The organism is Halalkalibacter kiskunsagensis, assembly GCF_037027555.1.
Taxonomy (GTDB): Bacteria; Bacillota; Bacilli; order Bacillales; family Bacillaceae_D; genus Halalkalibacter; species Halalkalibacter kiskunsagensis.
In genome coordinates, this window is record NZ_JAXBLX010000065.1 from 1 (window position 1) to 22648 (window position 22648).

The 22648-nt window shown below is 37.0% G+C and carries 27 protein-coding genes and 2 pseudogenes; 19 read left to right on the top strand and 10 right to left on the bottom strand.

What is annotated here, in order from left to right:
* Positions 1–188 precede the first annotated feature (188 nt).
* The 4 genes and pseudogenes from thiD (at position 189) to SLH51_RS22665 (ending at position 2883) form a co-directional block, all read left to right on the top strand.
* Positions 189–992, top strand: coding sequence for a bifunctional hydroxymethylpyrimidine kinase/phosphomethylpyrimidine kinase (gene thiD, locus SLH51_RS22650; protein WP_335963829.1), 804 nt, complete (start codon positions 189–191; stop codon positions 990–992).
* Positions 993–1170: 178 nt separating this feature from the next.
* On the top strand, positions 1171–1764 hold the full coding sequence (locus SLH51_RS22655) for a hypothetical protein (protein ID WP_335963830.1): 594 nt from the start codon (positions 1171–1173) through the stop codon (positions 1762–1764).
* A gap of 27 nt (positions 1765–1791) precedes the next feature.
* A pseudogene (locus SLH51_RS22660) lies at positions 1792–2469 on the top strand (DUF1385 domain-containing protein); the annotation flags it as partial.
* 81 nt (positions 2470–2550) lie between these two features.
* On the top strand, positions 2551–2883 hold the full coding sequence (locus tag SLH51_RS22665; RefSeq protein ID WP_335963855.1) for an MTH1187 family thiamine-binding protein: 333 nt from the start codon (positions 2551–2553) through the stop codon (positions 2881–2883).
* A gap of 33 nt (positions 2884–2916) precedes the next feature.
* Here the strand turns inward: SLH51_RS22665 and SLH51_RS22670 are convergent, their stop codons facing one another.
* From SLH51_RS22670 to SLH51_RS22680, 3 genes are all read right to left on the bottom strand, one after another.
* Complete coding sequence (locus SLH51_RS22670; RefSeq protein ID WP_335963831.1) at positions 2917–3345, bottom strand: GNAT family N-acetyltransferase; 429 nt, start codon at positions 3343–3345, stop codon at positions 2917–2919.
* Positions 3346–3351: 6 nt separating this feature from the next.
* Positions 3352–3867 (bottom strand): YjcG family protein, encoded by a 516-nt coding sequence (locus SLH51_RS22675; protein WP_335963832.1) that lies wholly within the window; start codon positions 3865–3867, stop codon positions 3352–3354.
* 87 nt (positions 3868–3954) lie between these two features.
* A complete protein-coding gene (locus tag SLH51_RS22680; RefSeq protein ID WP_335963833.1) occupies positions 3955–4686 on the bottom strand; it encodes an alpha/beta hydrolase in 732 nt (243 codons plus the stop codon).
* A gap of 289 nt (positions 4687–4975) precedes the next feature.
* Here SLH51_RS22680 and SLH51_RS22685 point away from each other — a divergent pair, with 289 nt between their 5' ends.
* Positions 4976–5161: a hypothetical protein gene (locus SLH51_RS22685; protein WP_335963834.1), complete on the top strand. Its 186-nt coding sequence runs from the start codon at positions 4976–4978 to the stop codon at positions 5159–5161.
* Positions 5162–5231: 70 nt separating this feature from the next.
* Here the strand turns inward: SLH51_RS22685 and msrB are convergent, their stop codons facing one another.
* The 3 genes from msrB to SLH51_RS22700 all read right to left on the bottom strand — a co-directional run bounded on the left by msrB (position 5232) and on the right by SLH51_RS22700 (position 6756).
* Positions 5232–5666, bottom strand: coding sequence for a peptide-methionine (R)-S-oxide reductase MsrB (gene msrB / locus SLH51_RS22690; protein ID WP_335963835.1), 435 nt, complete (start codon positions 5664–5666; stop codon positions 5232–5234).
* A complete protein-coding gene (msrA, locus tag SLH51_RS22695) occupies positions 5659–6147 on the bottom strand; it encodes a peptide-methionine (S)-S-oxide reductase MsrA (protein WP_335963857.1) in 489 nt (162 codons plus the stop codon). The genes msrB and msrA overlap by 8 nt, the downstream gene beginning before the upstream one ends.
* 123 nt (positions 6148–6270) lie before the next feature.
* Positions 6271–6756: a hypothetical protein gene (locus SLH51_RS22700; RefSeq protein WP_335963836.1), complete on the bottom strand. Its 486-nt coding sequence runs from the start codon at positions 6754–6756 to the stop codon at positions 6271–6273.
* 474 nt (positions 6757–7230) lie between these two features.
* Here SLH51_RS22700 and SLH51_RS22705 point away from each other — a divergent pair, with 474 nt between their 5' ends.
* Entirely contained in the window at positions 7231–8943 is a 1713-nt protein-coding gene (locus SLH51_RS22705) for a BCCT family transporter (RefSeq protein WP_335963837.1), read from the top strand.
* Between the two features lie 327 nt (positions 8944–9270).
* Positions 9271–11079, top strand: a complete 1809-nt coding sequence (locus tag SLH51_RS22710; protein ID WP_335963838.1) for an ATP-binding protein — start codon at positions 9271–9273, stop codon at positions 11077–11079.
* A gap of 23 nt (positions 11080–11102) precedes the next feature.
* On the opposite strand, the gene SLH51_RS22715 is transcribed toward SLH51_RS22710, so the two are convergent.
* Entirely contained in the window at positions 11103–11480 is a 378-nt protein-coding gene (locus tag SLH51_RS22715) for a PilZ domain-containing protein (RefSeq protein WP_335963839.1), read from the bottom strand.
* Between the two features lie 265 nt (positions 11481–11745).
* Here SLH51_RS22715 and SLH51_RS22720 point away from each other — a divergent pair, with 265 nt between their 5' ends.
* From SLH51_RS22720 to SLH51_RS22745, 6 genes are all read left to right on the top strand, one after another.
* Positions 11746–11892, top strand: coding sequence for a hypothetical protein (locus SLH51_RS22720; protein ID WP_335963840.1), 147 nt, complete (start codon positions 11746–11748; stop codon positions 11890–11892).
* Positions 11893–12198: 306 nt separating this feature from the next.
* Complete coding sequence (locus SLH51_RS22725) at positions 12199–13020, top strand: transporter substrate-binding domain-containing protein (protein WP_335963841.1); 822 nt, start codon at positions 12199–12201, stop codon at positions 13018–13020.
* A gap of 85 nt (positions 13021–13105) precedes the next feature.
* Positions 13106–13762 (top strand): amino acid ABC transporter permease, encoded by a 657-nt coding sequence (locus SLH51_RS22730; RefSeq protein ID WP_335963858.1) that lies wholly within the window; start codon positions 13106–13108, stop codon positions 13760–13762.
* Positions 13755–14477 (top strand): amino acid ABC transporter ATP-binding protein, encoded by a 723-nt coding sequence (locus SLH51_RS22735; protein WP_335963842.1) that lies wholly within the window; start codon positions 13755–13757, stop codon positions 14475–14477. Before SLH51_RS22730 ends, SLH51_RS22735 begins: the two co-directional genes overlap by 8 nt.
* 171 nt (positions 14478–14648) lie before the next feature.
* Entirely contained in the window at positions 14649–15617 is a 969-nt protein-coding gene (locus tag SLH51_RS22740) for an aromatic acid exporter family protein (RefSeq protein ID WP_335963843.1), read from the top strand.
* 73 nt (positions 15618–15690) lie between these two features.
* Complete coding sequence (locus SLH51_RS22745; protein ID WP_335963859.1) at positions 15691–16200, top strand: L,D-transpeptidase; 510 nt, start codon at positions 15691–15693, stop codon at positions 16198–16200.
* 73 nt (positions 16201–16273) lie between these two features.
* Here SLH51_RS22745 and prli42 read toward each other — a convergent pair whose 3' ends face one another.
* Complete coding sequence (prli42, locus tag SLH51_RS22750) at positions 16274–16363, bottom strand: stressosome-associated protein Prli42 (RefSeq protein WP_335963844.1); 90 nt, start codon at positions 16361–16363, stop codon at positions 16274–16276.
* A gap of 146 nt (positions 16364–16509) precedes the next feature.
* On the opposite strand from prli42, the gene mce reads away from it, so the two are divergent.
* Both mce and SLH51_RS22760 read left to right on the top strand, forming a co-directional pair.
* Complete coding sequence (mce, locus tag SLH51_RS22755; RefSeq protein WP_335963845.1) at positions 16510–16926, top strand: methylmalonyl-CoA epimerase; 417 nt, start codon at positions 16510–16512, stop codon at positions 16924–16926.
* A gap of 105 nt (positions 16927–17031) precedes the next feature.
* On the top strand, positions 17032–18150 hold the full coding sequence (locus SLH51_RS22760; protein WP_335963846.1) for a tripeptidase T: 1119 nt from the start codon (positions 17032–17034) through the stop codon (positions 18148–18150).
* Positions 18151–18254: 104 nt separating this feature from the next.
* Here the strand turns inward: SLH51_RS22760 and SLH51_RS22765 are convergent, their stop codons facing one another.
* Positions 18255–18455 carry a hypothetical protein gene (locus SLH51_RS22765; protein WP_335963847.1) on the bottom strand — a complete coding sequence of 67 codons (201 nt, stop codon included), beginning with the start codon at positions 18453–18455 and terminating at the stop codon, positions 18255–18257.
* 230 nt (positions 18456–18685) lie between these two features.
* Here SLH51_RS22765 and SLH51_RS22770 point away from each other — a divergent pair, with 230 nt between their 5' ends.
* The 4 genes from SLH51_RS22770 (at position 18686) to SLH51_RS22785 (ending at position 22320) form a co-directional block, all read left to right on the top strand.
* Complete coding sequence (locus tag SLH51_RS22770) at positions 18686–19870, top strand: DNA polymerase IV (protein ID WP_335963848.1); 1185 nt, start codon at positions 18686–18688, stop codon at positions 19868–19870.
* 65 nt (positions 19871–19935) lie between these two features.
* Positions 19936–21030, top strand: a complete 1095-nt coding sequence (locus SLH51_RS22775; RefSeq protein WP_335963849.1) for a hypothetical protein — start codon at positions 19936–19938, stop codon at positions 21028–21030.
* A gap of 399 nt (positions 21031–21429) precedes the next feature.
* Positions 21430–21864: an SRPBCC family protein gene (locus SLH51_RS22780; protein ID WP_335963851.1), complete on the top strand. Its 435-nt coding sequence runs from the start codon at positions 21430–21432 to the stop codon at positions 21862–21864.
* Positions 21865–22071: 207 nt separating this feature from the next.
* Positions 22072–22320 carry a hypothetical protein gene (locus SLH51_RS22785; protein ID WP_335963853.1) on the top strand — a complete coding sequence of 83 codons (249 nt, stop codon included), beginning with the start codon at positions 22072–22074 and terminating at the stop codon, positions 22318–22320.
* Between the two features lie 185 nt (positions 22321–22505).
* Here SLH51_RS22785 and SLH51_RS22790 read toward each other — a convergent pair.
* Positions 22506–22648 (bottom strand): annotated as a pseudogene (locus SLH51_RS22790) (IS4 family transposase); the annotation flags it as partial.

Sequence of the window (22648 nt, forward strand, 5' to 3'; positions counted from 1 at the left end):
TAAGCCTTTTGTGAGTGGGTTTCTCAAAAAAGGCGCGCAGCGTGTGGAGCCATTGCCATACCGCATAAACAGAAAATATACCAAAAGGGGTGCATTTCCCCTTTTGGTACCAACTCTCAGCAATGAGTGGAGCCGCTATGTTTGGTGTGACTGGAGTGTGATTAAACAAACATGAAAGGGTGATGACGATGTCAATTCCCAAAACATTAACGATTGCTGGTTCTGATAGTGGTGGAGGAGCAGGAATCCAAGCTGACATAAAAACGTTTCAAGAATTACATACATTTGGAATGAGTGTGATTACAGCCTTAACGGCACAAAATACACTTGGTGTGCATGGGGTGTTCCCACAATCTTTAGAAGCAATAGAAGCACAGCTTGATGCTGTTCTATCTGATATTGGTACTGATGCTATAAAGACAGGAATGTTGTTTTCTGCTGAGATTATTACTCTTGTTGCAAACAAACTGAAAGAGTATGAAGCGAAAAATATTGTTGTTGATCCTGTTATGATAGCAAAAGGAGGTGCCTCTCTTTTACAGGAAGAGGCAGTTCGAGCTTTAATCGAAAAGTTGTTGCCGATTGCTACTGTTATCACTCCGAACCTTCCAGAAGCAGCAAAACTGCTCGGACGTCAAGAAATGGAGACTATAGGAGAAATGAAGCGTGCAGCTATTGATCTTCATAAGATGGGGCCAAAATATATCGTTTTAAAGGGAGGACATCTTTTAGATGGACCTGCTGTTGACCTTTTATATGACGGTAAAACCACTTATGAATTGAAGACAGAGAGGATTCAAACGAAGCATACACATGGGACGGGATGCACATTTGCTGCAGCAATAGCAGCAGAATTAGCAAAAGGAAAGACAATTAAGGAAGCGACTGAGGTGGCAAAATCTTTTATTACTGCAGCGATTTCTGAATCACTTTCGATTGGTAGTGGAATTGGACCAACGAACCATGCTGCATTTAGACGCTTGGCTCGTTAAGAATAGTTTTTCAAAGAACAATTTAAGTTCAATAGCCAACAGGATTATGTATGATCCTGTTGGCTTATTCATTGTAGTGAAAAACAGCTACTTTTCTTTCCTGTTTGTTTGACCTCTTGTATAATGAGTAAAAAGGCTGAATCATTTAATACATAAATTAGAAAGGAAGTAGCGAGAAATGTTTCGTGGAAATAAACCAGTGCTTATCCTGCCAGCTATTTTAATGGTTTTAATGCTTTTGGGAGGATATCATTTTTTACAAGAGTCTGAGTCCGTTACAAACGAGGATTTACAAAACATTATTGAAGTTCAAGTTAGCACAAATACTACTCGCCAAGGTTTGGATATAGAAGCAAATTGGGACTGGACAGTAATGCCAGTAGAAGGTTTATATGGTGAAGACTATATTGGAATTTCGGTAATAAACAGAGAAACTGGACAAGTACGGACAGACATAGAGATTGAAAATGGAATATTGGAATTGCTTTATGCAAACCAAGTCATAGAACAGACGGAAGGCACTGTTGTTGAAAACGGGATAATATTTGCTTTTTCAAATCAATTAATTGAACATGAGAGTTATGGCAATATTGGGAGAGTAGGAGCAAGCATAATAGGTGAGGGGTTAGAGAAAGACGATATTATTGTGACTCTATTACATACGTGGTCTGATCATACGCCTCTTGAGATGGAGGATGCTAGGTTTTCATCACCAACGTTTACAGGAGCCGCAAACGTTCCACATTGGATCGTTTCACAGGTAGCAAATTAATACTGTGTAAGAAGGATGGGTGTGTGCATGAAAATAAGAGGGCTCTCCTATCAAAATGGGATATTTTATATTGGGAAACAGCATGTAGCATGTGCATATCATGAGAAGGGGCGTTTAAAAAGTTGGCTTAAGCCGATAAATATCAGGACATTGGCAATGATGATGAGGCAGATCATCATGTCAATGCCGATATGGTTTAAAGTCCTTACTGTTATTTATGTAAGTTTTGTGTTTGTTCCAAAGATACTCATTATTTGGAATCCAAGTATTTGGGAAGGTCTCCCCTATTATTTTTTGTTTTACTATATGTTTGGTACTCACTTTTTGTTTCCTAGGCAGCTTAGAAAATATCATGGTGCAGAGCATAAAGTATTTAGTTATAAAGGAGTTATAAGAAGATCTCGTTTGTTTCAAATTAATAAGGCGGCTATCACCAACCGTTTTTGTTCTACGAATGTAGTTGTTATTTACTTTTTATGTGTTTTTATAGGAACGGTTGGTCTTTGGTTGTTTACTAGTCGATTTATGTGGTCATTAGAAATAGCGTCTTACTTAAGCCTAGTAATGATTCCTATTGTTCAAAGGTTATTAGAAGTAAGAGGGTTTGGATTTGTAAAAAGAGTTGTACTTGCTATCTCGTATTGGCTTCAAATACATGTGACAACGACTGAGCCAGAACGTGCACATATGATTGCCTCAATCGAATCGTATGGAAAGCTTGCTGCAATGGAATTTCCGGAAAGGTTAATTGTAAAACATCCGAAAGTAAAGAAGGAGGAAGTACATATGGCAATAGTTGATGTAACCATTATTCCAATTGGTACAGATACACCGAGCGTAAGTAAATATGTAGCGGAAATTCAAGAAGTTTTGAAGACGTATGACGGGAAAGTGAAATATCAGCTTACACCAATGAGCACCTTAATAGAAGGAGAGTTACCAGTTCTATTTGAGGTGATACAAGCACTACATGAAGTTCCGTTTAAAAATGGACTATCTCGTGTGGCAACCAATATTCGCATTGATGACAGACGTGATAAGAAATCAACGATGTCGGGGAAACTTGAAGCTGTTCAGACACATTTAAATAGTAAGAACGAGGAATTACAAGAAGACTAAATAAAAGCAAGAGGCCATGTGGCCTCTTGCTTTTTACACAACCTGTTTAATCATAGTGACATGTGGAATCCCTGCATCTAGAAATTCTCCTGAGATCGTTTCATAGCCTAATTTCTTATAAAAATCCTGAGCTTGAATCTGTGCATTTAGCTTTGATTTCGGAATTCCTTCAACACGAACCTCATTCTCTATTGCCTCCATGAGAATGCGCCCGGCACCTGTACCGCGAGCATTCTTTCCAATACAAATACGTTCGATTTTTCCGTATCCATCAACAAAGCGAAGACGACCAGCACCAATGACGGTTTGGTGATGATCATAAACGACAAAATGAATCGCTTCGTCTTCAAATTGATCAATTTCTTCTTCAATTGGTACATGTTGTTCGTCCACGAAGACTTCGGTACGAATTTTATAAGCATCTTCTCGTTGTACCTTCGTTACAGCTTTTATTACATTCATAAAAAATTATACTTCCTTTCCAAGGCGAAATGTTTCATATACAGTCCAAGCTCCATTTTCAAGCTGATAAAGCAATTGCACCCTTGAAATTGTTTCTTGGTGCTCTATTTTGTGCATTTTTAGTTGACCTAGAACATCCGCATGTTCCTGACTTGATAGATCTTGTCCAATTGTGACATGAGGGATAAATCCATATTTATCGTTAATAGAAAATGGTTCATTGTGAAATTCTTCATATAAATAGGTCAGTGTTTTATGTTCACGAATCTTAAAGAAAATGGTATGAGATTGCGGATAAAACGTATCGACTTTGTAAATGTCAATCGTAACAGGTTCTGCGTTCTCAGCAATTTGTGCCATGGTATTCAGTAGTAAAGGAAGTTCTTCATCATTCACTTCAAACGGCTCTTTTATTGTTATGTGGGGTGGGATAAGCGCATAGTGTGAATCATAACGCATTCGAAAAGAGTTCGCTTGATCTTGTAGTTTTTTTGATGGAAATAAAGCAATTCCATATTTCATCTCATTGTCCTCCTTTAATTAAAAGATTCTCCTTTGATATGAATAGTAAATAATTTGTATAGCTTATAGAATAACAAACAGTTTCTATTAAGATAATAACGTTATTAGGCCCTTAGGTAAATCTGTTTGCCAGTAAGTCCAAGTGTGGTCCCCTTCAAATTCACCGTACGTATAAGTAAATGGTTTATCTTGTAATATGGTATGTAATTGCCGATTTGGTGTAACAAAATCAAGAGTCTGGCCATCTGTTGTTTTCACACTAGTTTCTTTTGTGCCAATTACATGATAAAGAGATATGTTATTTGGTTTATTATAAGCAGTTACCGAAGTCATAACCGTATCATTTACAAATGGTGAATGCATCATGACTTGACCAAAAAGACTCGGATATTGCAAAGCGGTTAATAAGGAAACGGTTCCTGCAAGAGAATCACCTGCAAGTGTTCTAGCTGAAGCAAGTTGATGTGTAGGATATACTTTATCAATAAATGGAACGAGTTCATTTGCTAGAAATCGAATATAGGAATTGACCTTTTCTCCATTTGGGTGATAGCGTTTCCGTCTTTCCGAAACGGATGGATAAGGAATAGCAACAATAATTGTTTCTCTTATTTCCCCATCGTCTATTAATTGTTCAACTTGCCGGGGAATACGTCCGAGTTGGAAATAATCGTTTCCATCCTGGCAAATTAGGACATCATATGTTTGTAAAGGTGTAAAGTTAGGTGGTGTATAGATCAATAATGGGATTTTTTCTTGTAACTCTTTGCTTTCAATGGTCGTTTCGGTAATAATCCCAGCTAACGGTCTTTTAGCCAATTGTCTCAAACCCTTTCTGTAAAATAACTTCTTATTATTGTACCTAAACAATTATAAAAATGCTATGTATGGGGTCGTTCCCAAAAGGATGATTTTCCAATTTAGAAGAACCACAGACCGCAATTATTGAAAATAAAGGTTATCGGCAATTGAACGAGAAGTTATAGACAAAATTCAGTTGAACCTATACCAATAATTCATTTTTTAAACATGTCCAGACTGAACAAATTGTGAAGTTGTTTAATATTTTGTACTATAAGAAAAAAGGTAAGAAAGGTATGAGAGTGTGATGAGTAAAATACCTCGATGGATTTATTATAAACAAATTTTCCGTTCAAAGTTTCAAGCAGGATGTGTCAAAGCTAAAATAGAAGACAACTGGATCAATGGGTATGAAGTAGGTCCACTTGTAGAAATTAAGAAGCTTCGAACAGATAAGTATGTTGTTAGGTATACGTATGACGAAACAGTATAGGTATCATGAGAGACTAGCCTGGATTTAGGTGCATAATACCATCTAGATCCAAGCTTTTTACTCTATCTCTTTAAGCAAAAAGTTTTAGATAAAGTCCATAGCCTTCTTTGTCTAATTCCTCTTTTGGAACGAAACGTAACGCTGCTGAATTAATGCAGTACCGCAAACCATTAGGTCCTGGCCCATCATTAAATACATGACCGAGGTGAGAGTCCCCTTCTTTGCTACGGACTTCTGTTCTGCTCATTCCGTGACTAAAATCTTCTCTCTCAATTATTTCTTTCTCCACAATTGGCTTGGTGAAGCTAGGCCAGCCGCAACCGGCATCGTATTTATCGGTTGAACTAAAAAGTGGTTTACCTGAGACGATGTCGACATAAATTCCTTCTTCTTCAAGATTATAATATTCATTTTGAAAGGGTGGTTCAGTTCCATTTTCTTGTGTTACAGCATATTGCATCGGTGTAAGACGTTGCTTTAACTGTTCTTTGGTTACTTTACTCATTTTTAGTCCCCCAGTGTTGATTAATAAAGGATTGACGACCTGACCCGATTTTATATCTATTGTAATGAAGTGGGTTTTTCTTGTAATAATATTGATGATATTCCTCGGCTGGATAGAAAGTCGTAGCAGGTAAAATTTGTGTTGCAATCGGATTAGAGAACTTTCCGCTTTCTTTCAGGCGTTTCTTTGATTCCTCTGCAGCAATGCGTTGCTCCTCGCTATGATAAAAGATAGCCGTACGATAGGAGTTACCACGATCAAAAAACTGTCCACCAAAGTCTTCAGGATCAATTTGTTGCCAAAAGATTAGTAACAACTTCTCGTATGTAAATATGTTAGGATTAAACGTAATTTGTACAGCTTCATAATGTCCTGTTGTTTCTGCGCATACCTCTTGATATGTCGGGTTTTCCTTCTGGCCCCCTGTGTACCCAGAAACAACCGACAAAATGCCTTCGAATTGATCAAATGGTTTGACCATGCACCAAAAGCAGCCACCTGCAAAAGTTGCTTTATCATAATTTGTTACAGTCAATTCAATCCCTCCTTTTTTATATTATAACAACTAATAGTTCAGAGGAAAAAAATAATGATTGAGAATCTTTCATTTGGCTTCAAGTTTGTGGTTGATATCAATTACGCGTAGAACGATAAAACGTATAACCATTCCTATCAAATACCCACTAATATGAAAGAGAATAGGGAGCCATATCACCCCTGCTATATGACCGAATATTTCAACACTTTGCGAATAAATCACACCGATTGTACCGCAATATGCTGAGAAGACAAAAGGAATAAATGCATATCGAATATTCTCACCACCAGCGTCTCGATAAGCATCATACATTGAAAATAAATACAAACAAGGGTAAAACATAATCCATTGATAATTCACAGAATCATTTGCAGTTTCCCCTAACCCGTAAAAGCTTGGGATGATTGCTAAGTTTAATTTTGCTTGTACATTTACGATGAATTCTAAAACGACAAATAAAAAGCCTTTAGCATATTTTTTGTTAAGAAATTGTCCAAATCCTGGGAAGGCTATACTCCAAAAGATTATTTCTGCTCGTTTTTCTTTAGTCATAAACAATACCTCGACTTAATTTGAATTTTAATGTGAGTTTAGACATATACTGTGTCTCGCATTATAGTATTTATGCAATAGCATGTTAGGGGAACTTTTGTGGTAAACGCTTGATTTGAAAGCCAGCTATGAGTTGGGGAGCCTCAAGCCCGCAAGTCCGCAAGCGCGTGATGTATAGAGACATTGTCATTTCTGTTGATTTTAAGGTTTGCACCTTTTTCAGTACCCTTTGATCAAAGAGTGTTTATAGTTTATCGAGTAAATATTTTTTTACACGGATAAAACAAATTTTACAATAATTGGTTGATGGGTAAATAGACAATTACACAATTACACGCTACTTTTGAATACTTTAATGAAAGGAAACACACAGTATGTTTAAGGAACATATAAATTGGGTAATTAAAATTGTTGATATTATTATTTAATTTTTAATACAATGGAAGCATGTTTTTTAAAGAAAGGAAGTAAAACATGAATCAAACGAATGTAAATCAAAAAACGGGAAGTGTCCTTATTATTTCTGCCATTATAGTAGGTCTCTTTGTGTTATGGGGTGCGTTATCACCAGGAACCTTAGATGCAGCAGCAGGGCAGGGGCTTGGATGGATGTTAGAAAACTTTGGTTGGTTTTATATGTTATCAACCGCTTTTTTTGTTTTGTTTGTTATTGTTCTTGCGATTAGTCCTTTAGGGAGCATTCGTTTAGGAAAACCAGATGAGCGGCCTGATTACTCCTGGTACTCATGGATTGGTATGCTATTTGCTGCTGGAATTGGAGTTGGGTTCGTTTTCTGGGGAGTAGCTGAACCGGTATTGTATTATTTTGATACACCGATGGGGTTTACTCCTGAAACGCCGGATGCAGCAGTTGCAGGTTTGCGTTATGCTGTGTTTCATTGGGCTTTACATCCATGGGCTATTTTTTCGATTGTGGGATTAACGCTAGCGTACGTTCAGTTCCGGAAAGATCGACCTGCTTTAATTAGTTCAGCATTTTATCCGATCATCGGTGAAAGAGTTAATGGGTGGGCGGGGAAATCCATTGATATATTGGCAGTCATCGCCACATGTACAGGTGTGGCGACAACTTTTGGTCTGAGTGCACTTCAAATTACTGGAGGACTTTCTTACATATCACCGATTCCAAATAGCGTTGTAACTCAAACAACCATCATTGCTATTGTGACGTTTCTTTTTATGTTCTCTGCAGCTAAAGGCGTTGATAAAGGGATAAAAGTGTTAAGTAATATTAACTTAGCTGTGGCTGCAGTATTACTTATTTTTGTAATTGTTGTTGGGCCGACTTTGTTTATCGCAGAAAGTTTTGTGACAACTCTCGGTGGATACATTACAAATGTCGCTTCTATGAGTTTAACAATGACTCCTTTTACTGAAAGTGCGTGGCTTGGGACAAATACGATTTTCTTTTGGGCATGGCACATTGCGTGGGCTCCGTTTATGGGGATTTTTATTGCTAGAATATCTAGAGGACGAACGATTCGCGAATTTATGGCGGGAGTTTTGGTTGTTCCTTCGATTTTAGCTGTTATTTGGTTTACTACATTTGGCGGTACGGCATTAAATTTAGAAATAGCTGGCGCTGCTCCAATCGGTGATCTAGTTATGAACAATGTAGAACTTGCTCTTTTTGCCACTCTTGGAGAATTACCACTTAGCGGAATAACAAGTTTTATCGCTGTCATTCTTATTCTTATTTTCTTTATTACATCAGCAGATTCAGCATCTTATGTTTTAGGGGCAATGACGTCAAATGGAAGTTTAAACCCAAGCTTATTTGTCAAAATGCTCTGGGGGATATTGATTGCTGGTACTGCTAGTGTGTTGCTTATTAGTGGAGATGGCGGTCTTGGTGCACTCCAAACGGCATCTATTATTGCGGCACTCCCATTTGCGATTATCATGACTATTATGATTATATCGATTTTAATCATGCTTGGGAAAGATTATAAGTTAGAAGGTAAGAAACGCCGCAAAAAGAATCGTAAAGAAATTAAAGCTGAAATTCGAGAAGAAATGTATGACGATATAAAAGAAGAAGTCTTGGAAGAAATGAAAGAAGAAATGAAAGAAGAAATGATTGAAGAAATAAAGGAAGAAATGAAAGAGGAAATTAAAGAAGATTTAATAGAAGAACTAGATATAGATCAGGATAATAAAAAATAAGTGTCGTAAGCCCGCTAGGAGAGAAGGTTTTCTCATAGTGGGTTTTTTATTTGCTAATCTTTTTGATCTGAATTTGAAGGCGGTTGAAAAGTCTGATCTATAGCAGAGTAAAGGAACTCCGCTACAGTCTAACACGTCATTCATGCTCGAAATTAAGACGAGCAATTATATGTAGAATTTTCCTGATAGTGAGATTTATATTTACTTAGCTGAGTATTGTTTGTACGTAATATAAAAAAAATGAGGAAAAACTTTAAATAAGGAGGATTTAGCGAGAAAAAGAAGAACTTTATCGATGAGGTAGAATGCCATGTTAGGAGAGTAAATATGAATGCAAGAGTTTTTTCATTATGTTTAGAAGCATCATTACAAGGACAAGCAATTGTTAATGAACAAGGAGAATTCTTGTTTGTTAATAGCGCATTCTGCGATCAATTTGGATATAGCAAAGAAGAAGTTCTTTTGTTATCGATTGAATCGTTTTTCATTAACGAAGAATGTAAAGGACCTATTGAAGAAAAGCTATTTGAAAGAGGTATGATCAAAAAGCAGATTGAAAAAGTGATTTTACACGGAAAAGGGTACCTTCAGTCAACGCTTTTAACTATAACGGACGTATCAAGTGATGGAGAAGTTTATTTTCATGTGCAATTAGATAGGTTGATGACTTTTGGAACAGAGAGTGATCTTTCTCTTCTAGAAGTGAGCATTCACAATAGAGATCAAGTTCGATTACCGAAAAAAATATTAAATGGTATGAAGGACGCAATTATAGCGATTCGATTAGATGGACAGTTTCTGTATGTGAATGAAGAAGGAGAAAAGGTACTAAATAAAAAGTGGAGTGATTTAGTAAATGACGATTTTTGGTCTTTTTTAAAGCAAGATCAAAGTGAAAAACTAATAATGAAATTTTACCAGCTTCTTGTAGGAGAGGAGTCAACTCAACTAGAGTATTACCATTCATTCAGTAATCAGTGGTTTGATGTTAGAGCATATCGGTTAGATGATCAGGTGACAATGTATTTTATTAATACGACTGATCGAAAACAAATGGAAAAAGACTTAAGAGAAAAAGAAGAAAATTATCGAAGCTTAGTTGAAAATACACCAGAAACAATAACAGTTCACGATGGGCATAAGCTTATTTATGTAAACCCAGCAGGAGAAACATTGGTTGGACCTTCAAATTATCAAAAACTATGTAGCACAACCTTCTCAGAATTATTATCAAATCAAGATTATGCAAGATTTCGCGAAAATGTCCATCTCCTTTTATCTGGAAAGAAAGCTATTACGAATACAATTTATACCCTACTTTTAGAAGGAGAAGATAAGTTAGAAGTAGAAGCTACTACGACTGTTATTACCTTTAGAGGCAAACGGGCTTTCCGAACGATATTAAAAGATATTTCGGAGCGTAAAAAAGTAGATGATTTAATTCGAAAATCAGATAAGTTATCGGTTGTCGCGCAGCTTGCTGCAGGAGTCGCTCATGAAATACGAAATCCACTAACGACGGTAAAGGGCTTTTTACAATTGTTTCAAAAAGAGCAAGAATATAATTCGTTTTATGTTAACCTTGTTATGGACGAGTTAGACCGGGTTGAGTCAATTATTTATGAATATTTAACATTGGCCAAGCCTAATTTCGAAACTAGTTTTCAAGAATTGGATGTATTGACACTAGTAAGTCAAATATTAACTTTAACTAAGACGCAATCAAATATGAATAATATTTCGTTAGAATACGAAAATGAAAACGTTCCAATGATCTTTGGTTTAGAGAAGCAATTAAAACAAGTAATTATTAATTTACTAAGAAATTCAATTGAAGCAGTAGAGGGAAACGGTGTGATCACCATTCGTGTCTTAAACCATCTACGTAATCAAGTGTGTATTCAAGTCGAGGATAATGGATGTGGCATTCCGAAAGAAAGAGTTGAACGCTTAGGTGAACCATTCTATTCAACAAAAGAGAAAGGAACGGGCCTCGGTTTGATGGTGTGCTATAAAATAATTGAACATCACAATGGGGTGTTAAATATTTATAGCGAAGAAGGAAAGGGAACAAAGGTTGAAGTGATCATTCCTGCTAGTAGCAGTGGAGTAATAAAAAACGAAGTGCTGATGTAAGCACTTCGTTTTTTAATGTCTTATTAGTCAGAGTGTTTTTTTTCTTTTACATATTCTTTTAATTCAGCAATTAATTGTTGGCATGCTTTTTCGGTTATCGTAAAGTCAATTCCGTATTCATATCTTTGTGCTAATTCTTTTTTCCAAACTACTTCTCCTCTTACAATCAATTTCTGTGAACGTAAGCTAAAGTTAATTTCTAGGGTTATCTTTGTTTTCTTTGGGTCTGGCAATTCAAGTGTGGACTGACCTCGCAATCCACCAGGACTAATATCTAAGATATTGATTTCCCCTGCAGAGCTCGTCACTTCTTTGTCAGCTATTTTTACTAGTGTAAATTGAGCTATGATTGGGGTTTTAAACCTATACCGGAACGCTTCCTTTCGTCTATAAGGTCTCACAATAATTGCTCTCTTTCATATGCATTTATTTCTTTAGTATATCTAATATGACATGTTTTTTCATCAAAAATAACAAGGGAGATATGTGAATATAAAGATAATTCTAAAAAAATAAACAAGTAGTTTGAGAGAATATCGAATGAATTTGTGAAAGCTTGTAAAATGTGGAAACGCCCTTCTATCGACGCAGGTAGTTTAGTATGATATTCACAGTTGGAAGCACATCTTAACGAATTCCAACCCAACTACAAAGGAGGAATTTTCGATGAGCAAGAAACTACTTTATACAGTATTAGCAGGTGCACTTTCAATTAGTGTGTTAGCAGCATGCGGGGAGCCAGTTGATGAAGAGGCACCAATGGACGATCCAGCAACGATTGATGAGCCGGCTGATGATCCAGTTACAGACTAAGTATTTTTACTAACAATCACAGAGTTTACTTGCATGAGAGCGATCACATTTGTGATCGCTCTTTTACATTATTTTAATAAAAAAATCGGAAGTCGAGCCCTTATATAAAATACATGAATAAAAAATAGTAAGATAAGCTAATTTAATAATGAACGTTGAACTTATCCTTATAAATAAAAGAAAATTCTGCTATTTACATTCGGATATATTTTGGTAGAAAAGGTATTCTCAACTGAATAATTGTGTGTTAATATGCATATGCAAGAATAATTATTATTGTAATAGAGGAAAAGTGAGGGTATTATAATGAAGAAAAAATGGTGGATGTTAGGAATGTCTGCAGTTGTATCTATAAGTGTACTTGTCGGTTGTGGAACAGGTGAGGAAGAGACAACAGGTGAAGATCCAGTTGTTGAACAAGATGAGGAAGAAACAGAAGTAACAGAAGAAACTCAAACGCTTATAATGGGAACATCGGCTGATTATCCTCCGTACGAATCAATTGATCTTGCTACAGGAGAAATTATTGGTTTTGATGTCGATATTGCAACGTATATTACAGAAGAACTAGGATATGACCTTCAAATTGAAGACATGGATTTTGATGGTTTGATTCCCGCAATGGGAGCAGGTCGAGTTGATTTTGTACTAGCAGGTATGACACCTGATGAGAATCGCAAGAAAAACGCCGATTTTTCTGATATTTATTTTACTGCTACAAATTTAATTGTCTCTCAAGCAGATGCAAACATTGGATCTCTTGAGGATTTAGAAGGATTAAAAGTAGGGGTGCAGTTAGGTTCTATTCAAGAAGGAGAAGCTGAAGACTTAAAAGAAGAGTATGGTTTCGAAGTTGTGAAATTAAATCGTATTCCTGAGATTATGCAAGAATTGTTATCGGGACGTATTGATGCCATATTAATGGAAAATACAGTTGCAAAAGGACATATGGAAGCACAGCAGCAGTTAACAAGTTTTGAAATTGAAGCTGACGAAGAAGTAGGATCTGCGATTGCCTTTCCTAAAGGCAGTGAATTAACAGAGCCGTTTAATGAAAAATTGAATGAGCTAATTGATAGTGGTAAGATGGAAGAACTAGTAATAAAATGGTTTGATACAGAAGAGTAAGATTGTTTGATTACAACCCGCGAGCATTTTATTTGCCGCGGGATGTGTGTGTTACAAGATATTTAATAGGAAGGATACATTGGGCATGAATTTGGATTTCAACCAAATCGTGCCCCATATCCCTTTTTTATTAGAAGGGATCGGGGTCACGTTACAATTCGTATCTGTAGCACTAGTGCTAGGATTAGTACTAGGAGTTATATTATCAATCTTTAAAATTGGTCGTTTTCGTATACTTCGGTGGTTTGCAAATGCCTACACGTCTATTTTTCGTGGGACACCATTAATTTTACAACTATCGATTATTTATTTTGGTATTCCGCAATTTGGTATTGATATTACTGCTTATGTAGCAGGTGTGCTTGCATTTGGACTAAACTCAGCCGCGTATGTGTCTGAAATCATTCGTGCAGGAATCCAAGCGGTTGATAAAGGACAAAAAGAGGCAGCAGAAGCATTGGGAATTCCCTACCGTCCAACTATGCTCCGAATCATCTTGCCACAAGCATTCCGTAATATTTTACCTGCATTGTTCAATGAATTCATTAATTTAACAAAGGAATCAGCAATCGTCTCCATTATTGGTGTCATGGATTTAATGCGTCGTGCTCAAGTACTAAATGCACAAATATATCGGTACTTTGAAGCTTTGCTATTCGTTGGACTGATTTACTATTTGCTTGTGATGGTTTTAACGATCATTGGACGACTCATTGAAAGGAGATTGCAGCGTAGTGATTAAGGTTGTTGATTTGCATAAATCGTTTGGGAAGACAGAAGTCTTAAAAGGAATTTCCACAGAGATAAAAAAAGGAGACGTTATTGCGATTATTGGTCCTTCGGGTTCAGGTAAATCTACGTTTCTTAGATGTCTTAATTTACTCGAAAAACCGACATTAGGTAAAATATATGTTGGCGGTGAAGAATTAACCAATCGGAAAACAAATGTTTTACGTGTACGGCAACAAATCGGAATGGTGTTTCAGCATTTTCATCTTTTTCCACACATGACAGTGTTGGGGAATTTAACTTATGCACCTATGACTGTAAAAGGGATTTCTAAGCAGGAGGCAAATGAAAGAGCTGAAACGCTCCTTGAAAAAGTAGGACTTCTAGCAAAACGTGATGAATACCCTAGTCGATTATCTGGAGGGCAAAAGCAGCGAGTAGCGATAGCTCGTGCGTTAGCAATGGAACCAGAAGTGATGCTATTTGATGAACCGACATCTGCTCTTGATCCTGAAATGGTGAAAGAAGTTCTTGCTGTTATGAAGGATTTAGCGACATCAGGAATGACCATGGCGATCGTGACCCATGAGATGGGCTTTGCTCGTGAAGTTGCAGATCGAGTTCTTTTTTTGGATCAAGGAATTTTAATGGAGGATACACCTCCAAGTGAGTTTTTTCATGCGCCACGTTCTGAGCGAGCAAGGGAATTCTTAGAAAAAGTATTATAGTAATAGACGGCTTGCAGAAGAAGACTTCTAGAAGCCGTCTATTTTTTATAACTGTAACAGAGGCAGTTTGAAAAAGTATAAAGAAATGAATGATCTGTTTTGCTAAATGTCCTATATAAACTTTCTTGTGATAAACTAAAAGTAAAATTTTTATGTAAAATGGGGGAAGACATGTCATTTAGAATTGGTTATCGAACGTTAAAAACAGCAGTTGGTGCAGGGCTTGCCGTTGCAATTGCTCAAGGTTTTAATCTTGACTTTTATGGATCCGCTGCGATTATTACCGTTTTATGTATTTCGGTGACAAGGCGGGACTCATTAAAGGTTTCTTGGGCCCGTGTCGTGGCATGTATTATCGGAATGGCCATTAGTGGAATATTGTTTGAATTGATTGGATATCAACCGTGGACGTTAGCTTTAATTATGCTTTTATTTATTCCAATTGTAGTTATGTTACAAATGAATACAGGAATTGCGACTAGTTCAGTTATTATCCTCCACATTTACACAGTTGGAGAAATATCGACTGCGCTCATAATAAATGAACTTTTGTTAATCGTTGTTGGTGTAGGTGTTGCACTGCTAATGAACCTTTATATGCCAAGTAGTGATCAAGCCTTAAGGACTTATCACAAAGATATAGAAGAACACTTTAAAACGATACTTCACGAATTATCTGTTTACTTACGACACGGAGAAAGCGAATGGGATGGAAAAGAAATTTATGAGACTGTTGATTTATTACAGAAAGGGAAAAACCTCGCCTTAAAAAATATTCAGAATCACATCCTTCGATACGAGGATCAATATTATTACTATTTTAAAATGCGTGAAAAGCAGTTTGACATTTTAGAGCGGCTTATGCCGTATGTTTCAAGAATTCATCATACTGTCGAGCAAAGCGAGACGGTTGCAAACTTTTTAGATGAGTTGAGTAAATCAGTTAGTCCAGCGAACCGTGTCCCTTATTTTTTAGAGCGAATTCACTTAATGAGGAAAGGATTTGAAGAAATGCCATTGCCAAAAACAAGAGAGGAATTTGAGGTTCGTTCCTCTTTAGCGTACATTATGCATGAACTTGAAGAATATTTACATATAAAGGATCGCTTATGGAATCAAGCGGATAAAAAGAAATTATAACGAGAAACTAAGAAAAAGTTCTTCAAAGAGATGGATAAAATGATACGCCAATTGGATAGAGGGAGGGATAATGATGAAACTCTCACTTTCATTGTTAGCACTGTTAATTGCTTCTCCTATTTGGCCCATAGGGGAAAATCCAACTGTAGGAGACCCATTTCTCATTGTTAATGTTGCTACAAATGAGCTTGCTTATATAAATGAAGGCGAGATAAAAGATGTATATAAGGTAGCAACAGGTAAGCTTGGGGATGAAACACCTTTAGGTACGTTTACAATTATAGTAAAAGCGAAAGATCCTTATTATCGTAAAAAAGATATACCTGGTGGAGATCCAAATAACCCCCTTGGATCACGATGGATTGGATTTAATGCAAACAATACCGATGGGAGGACATTTGGTATTCATGGTACAAATCGTCCGGAATCAATTGGTTATTCAATAACAGCTGGTTGTATTCGATTGCCAAATGAAGTCGTTGAAATACTTTTTGAAGAAATCCCGATCGGAACAACGATTCACATAACTGATAAAGACGAACTGTTTATAGACGTGGCACGTCATTTCGGTGCTGTTCAATGAAAGAAACCTGGTAAAATTACACCAGGTTTCTTTCATTGAACTATAATCAACTTGCTTATTAGTTTCATTTCAATTAGAAGAAAGATACGCCCATTAAAAGGGTACCAAGAACCATAGTTACAATCATAATATAAATAATAGTTTTTTGAAATTTACGTGGCATGTGAAACCCTCCTCTTAAATACCTTTTTCTATTTTACTTCCTTATTCAAATTTGGACAAGGGAAATCTAGAAATACCATATAAAAGCAGGATTAGAAAAGAAAAAAAAGAAATATTGTAGGAAGAGATATTTAGGAGAGGATAAGAATGGAGCGTAACGGTCTGAAGAAAATCGATCATATTGGGATTGCGGTATTATCTATTAATGATGCCTTACCTTTTTATGTTGACCAGCTACATTTTAAGTTGCTAGGGATAGAGGAGGTCGCATCTCAAGGTGTGAAAGTAGCTTTTTTAGAAATTGGTCAATCAAAAATTGAATTGCTTGAACCTTTATCAGCTGAAAGTCCGATCGCAACTTTTATAGAAAAGCGTGGTGAAGGAATTCATCATGTAGCTTTAGGGGTTACTGATATTGAGTCAAGAATTGCAGAAATGAAGAAAAATGGCATTCAAATGATTCATGATAAACCGGTAAATGGAGCAGGAGGCGCAAAAGTGGCATTTCTTCACCCTAAATCAGCCAAAGGTGTCCTTTACGAATTCTGTCAAAAAAATGAATAGGCTTTAAAGCGAGGAACTTGCGCTTTTAATGAGAGAACGGTACCATTTATAGAGGCTGTTTTTATAATAATTTATTGTTCGGAAAAAACTGGAGGTAGTATACATATGGTGAATGAACAACGCTTAGTAGATGAATTTCTTGAACTCGTACAAATTGATTCAGAGACGAAACATGAGGACATAATTGCACCTATTTTGAAAAAGAAATTTGAAGACTTAGGTATTAAAGTAGTGGAAGATGATGCTGCAAGTAAAACGGAGCATGCAGCAGGCAATTTAATTTGTACTCTTAAAGGAACGAAAGAAGGGGTAGATACGATTTATTTTACTTCTCATATGGATACGGTCGTACCTGGAGTTGGCGTAAAACCTTCGATTAAAGATGGCTATGTTGTTACTGATGGGACGACCATTCTTGGTGCAGATGATAAGGCAGGAATTGCTGCGATGTTTGAAGCAATCCGTGTTCTGAAAGAAGAAAATTTAGAACATGGAACGATACAATTTATTATTACAGTTGGTGAAGAATCTGGATTAGTAGGAGCGAAGGTAATAGATCCTTCTTATTTAAAAGCAAAGTATGGGTTTGCTCTTGATAGCGATGGCCCTGTCGGAAATATCATTGTTGCTGCTCCGACTCAAGCAAAGGTAAATGCGACGGTCCTTGGAAAAACAGCACATGCTGGAGTTGCCCCAGAAAAAGGGATTTCTGCGATCACGGTTGCAGCCAAAGCAATTTCGAAAATGCCCCTTGGCAGAATTGATGAAGAAACAACAGCAAATATTGGACGTTTTGAAGGAGGAACGCAAACGAATATCGTTTGTGATCACGTTTCGATTTTAGCTGAGGCTAGGTCTTTGATTCCTGAGAAAATGGAAGCACAAGTTGCAGCAATGAAAGATGCATTTGAGTCCACAGCTTTAAAGATGGGGACAACGGCAACCGTAGAAGTAGATATTATGTATCCTGGCTTTAAACTTGGTGATGGTGATGAAGTCGTTGAGGTAGCTAAAAAAGCAATGACTTCTATCGGGAGAACACCAGAGCTTTTGCAAAGTGGCGGTGGGAGTGACGCAAATATTTTTGCTGGTCATGGTGTCCCGACAGTTAATTTAGCGGTGGGGTATGAAGAAATACATACGAAAAACGAACGTATGCCAATCGCTGAACTTGTGAAATTATCTGAGGCTGTAGTGGCAGTTATTAAAGAAGTATCAAAATAAACAAGATTAATGAAGAAAGAGCGATTCAACGTTTGAATTGCTCTTAGTTGTTCGAGAAGTAAGCGAACGTTTGAAAATAATTTGAAAAATTATTATTAAATAAGTTAATGTAAGGTTTTATAAGCATCGGGTCGTCCAAGTTCCATACATTCTAAAATGTGTTCTTCCGAGTCACCAACAATAGCTGAGACTTCTGCTATTGTTGGTGACTTTCCTTTTTCTTTACGAGAGATATTTTCAAGGAGCAATATGTGGTCAAATAAAGCTGAGTAATGCAAATAATCTTTTCGCTTTTTATGTTTCATACATGGCTCACTCCTTTAAAAGTCTTTCTAGGATCTGTTTTGATAGCGAAGTGCCAGTTATAAGTTCTTGCCCATCATTTTAAAGGTGCATATCTAGGATAAGCTAGTTTTCTAACGCTTACTACTTAAAGACCATATCATTACCTTATCGAAATCGAACTAGTTATGCAACATATTATCTTTTGAAAACGAACGTATTTTCGTATAATGAGACTAAGGAGGTTAGTAGGATGAATCGTGCACGTTTAATTTTTCATTTGGATATGAATAGTTTTTTTGCATCTGTTGAAATCGCTCATGATCCCACGTTAAAAGGAAAGCCAGTGGCCATTGCCGGAAACCCTGAAGAACGCAGAGGAATTATCGTAACTAGTAGTTATGAAGCAAGAGCAAAAGGAGTAAAAACAACGATGCCCATTTGGCAAGCGAAGAAACTATGTCCTACTTTGTTGATCCTAAGACCAAACGGTGATCGGTATCGTGCTGCTTCAAAAGCATTATTCGATATACTTTTTACATACACACCCCTCGTAGAACAAGTATCAATTGATGAAGGCTACTTAGATCTCACTTCCTATTTGAAAGAGATTCACCCAATGTTGCTTGCTGTTAATATTCAGAAGAGAATACTTGAAGAATTAAAACTACCTTGTAGCATTGGAATCTCTCCAAATAAATTTTTAGCAAAAATGGCTAGTGATATGAAAAAGCCAAATGGAATTACAATCTTACGAAAACGAGACATAGAGAATAAACTGTGGCCGCTTCCGATCGAGGAGATGCATGGAATAGGAAAACGGACTGTTGAAAAGTGGAGGAAGTTAGGTCTGAGTATGATTGGAGATTTAGCCAAAGCTGACAAAGAACTACTGATGAGAAAGTTTGGAGAGCGTGGTCTTGTGCTTCAAGAGCGAGCGAATGGACATGATGGCCGTCCGGTTAACCCACATGCCTATTCGGTATACAAGTCGATTGGTCACTCATCGACGCTTCGAAGTGATACGAAAAATAGACAAATGATCCGAGCGACATTCGATGATTTAGCTAAACGTGTTCATTTAAGATTACGGAAGAAAGAAATGTTTGCAAAAGGGGTGCAAATAACCATTCGTTATCACGATTGGAAAATGATTACTAGAAGTCGGAAACTAGTGAATCCAATTCAATCACCGGACGACTTAATGCGTGAGGCAAACATTCTTTTTGAGAAAGCTTGGAATGGAGAAGCTGTTCGTCTGTTAGGGATTAGTACATATGATTTACTTGAGAAAAAATATGCGTATAAACAATTAGATTTGTTTACGTATCAAGAAGACATAAAGCAAGAAGAAATAGATAAGACAATGAATGAATTGCGAGAACGGTTTGGAGAAGATATTGTTCGCAAGGGCTGGAAAAAACAAGAAGAGGAATAAGGTAAACATCTTCGTATCTCGACCGATACTAATAGTAGACAAAAATTTAGCGGAGCGTGAACGGCATGCATATTCAACACCAAGTCCATTCATCTACTCAGCAATCTGAGCGGTCGGTTCAGATTCGAGAAGGAGACGTGTTTAAGGCAACGATAAAGGAAGGAAGAGGCCCGAGTGAAGCACTATTGTCGGTGAAAGGAAGAGAGGTGATTGCTACGTTTGAAGGAGGGGTTCCTCTCGCTGAAAAAGCGACAGTAAAAGTTTCTCGGCTCACGAGCGAAGGAGTTCATGTTACGGTTTTGAGTACGGACCAAAAAAGCGTTGGCCAAATTAGAAACCCTGACCAGAATGGGGATCAATTGATGCGACAATTGGGTGTGAAGCAATCTTCTCCAGAAGTAAGGGAGGCTATTGCAACCTTATTAGATAAAGGTGTCCCATTAACAAAAAACGCAGTTACTGAATTACAACGCTTTTTACATGCTGGGAATGTCGATAGTCGACTAAAAACGGTTCAAGCCATAGCTAACAAACGGTTGGAAGTTACTTCGGTCCATCTTCGTGCTGTTCATGAAGCACTGCATGGGCGTCCATTTAATGATGTCATTAATGACCTAGCAAAAGAATTAAATTCTGAAATAAAAGTTGAGGCAGTAGTACGAGAAAAAAGAGACGGATCTAACGAACGTTTGCAAAATAGGGGCGATGCAAACGCCATGGACAAAACTTTCGATGTGAAAACCTTGCTTCTTAGAGACTCTCACATTAAACGAGCAGTTGAACAATTGCAACCATTTGTTGATCAAACCCCACTAAAAAAGGAATCAAAGCTTTCTATTGAGCAGAGGATAACAGAAGCGGTTCAGCTTGAACAAATTGCAAAGGAACGAGTGGGAACCGCATTACAACAATTGGAAGCTACCAATACAAATAAAGAACAACAAAATACGATTCAAAATGTGCAAATGAAGGTCCAACGAGACGGATTAACCTATTTAGTGCGTGACCAAATTCATGGAACGATTCAATCATCTGAACAACTAAATAAAGTAGTGAAACAAGCTTTTCAAATTCAAGAAGCAGGGAAAGAGAAATTGCTTCAAGTGCTTGATCAACTTTCAATGATAAGTGCAACTAGAGTTGACAAAGGACAGGTATGATCACAAAAAAGAGCCACACATAGTGGAGAAACTTAGTTGGCTTAACTAAAGTATAAAGGTCTTCGAGCTGATTCATCAGAGGAATATTTATTTGTACAATTAACCATTTCCCAAAAGCAAATATCAAATAAAGAAAAATGCCACTTAAAATGCCAAGCAACCACTGTAGAAGGCTCATTCTTTGTAAAGTTGGCTTCTCGAATATCCAACTATAAATGGATAATATAAAAAGGGAGAGAGGGAAAAGAACCCAGAAATTAAATGGATGCCAAATAAAGCTTATTATGAGCAAGCATACTGCTAGCATAAACCCAAGTGCACTACATAAATCTATTTTCTTCATTTTAAACCTCTTTGCTATAAAAAAGATAAATTCCCTCATAAGGAGGAATTGGAAAGATGGATTTTCTTGTATTTACTTATAGAACTGTCGTAAAAGCATCAATCGATGACGTGTGGTCTTTCTTCGCTACAGCTGAAAACCTAGCCCAAATTACGACCTTTCCGAAAATTAATATCCAGTCAGACCCTGAAACAAAGCAAGGAAATGTAATTGTTATGAAGCTTGGTTTAGCCGGATTTTATGTGAAGTGGACGTCGCTCATTAGTGAGGTCAATGCTCCACATTATTTTATCGATAAAGGAATTCAACTTCCACTCCCTTTTACAGAATGGACACACAAGCATTCATTTACGGCAAGTGGAACGGACACAATCATAGAAGATACAGTCATATTTAAATCATTTGTTCCAAGTTTGATTACGAAACCGATGTTAGTTAACCTATTTCGAGGGCGTGAATTATCTATCATGAAGGAATTTTCGAGTGAGTAATGTGAAGGTTGATCTTAGTTCCTACTTCTAGTACTCATCTAGCTTAAAAGAGTAGTGCTGCATAGGCTCCATTCAAGGATACTGTCCTCACCTTTTTCATTTATATAGTAGTGTAACATTTTATCCATTCAACACGAAGTCCTTTGTTTTCAAACTGTTTTAAATTTCCTTTGTTCTGGGAAAGCTACGAACAAAGGAGTGGCTAGTATGCATTCAAAACAAACAGTAAAGTATATATGTGAATCGTATCCCTCTGGTAATCATTATTATTACAAAAAAGAATTGATCACACATGACTCTTGGGATAATATCGATTCATTAAGTTGGTCAGCTGCACGACCGATTTCAAAGGGAACTTTTGCAAAGCGAGGCAAAGAAGGGTATAAAGTCGAATACGTTTCAGTTGATAAAGAGCCAGCAGAAGTGATTCCGTTTTTAAAAGTGACCAAAAAGTGAATACATAGAAGCCACTGAAAAAGTCCATCAAGGAAGCGGCAATGGCTCCGTACGTTGTGCGCCCGCTATGAGAAACCCACTCATAGCGGGCTTTAAAACAAGGCAACGGCTACGCACATTGTTTCGAGGACACTGAAAAAGGAAAAAATCGACCTTTTTCAGTGCCCTCAATACATATTATTTACTCAACTTTCGCACACTGAAATAGGCAGGTAGACCTTGATGTAGTTAGGTAAGCCTGCAATCCATTGTTGTAGTTGACATTGAATTAACTTTTGAATCTTTTTGTTACTTTCTTTTAGGACATCTTGAAGAAGCTCGATTAGCT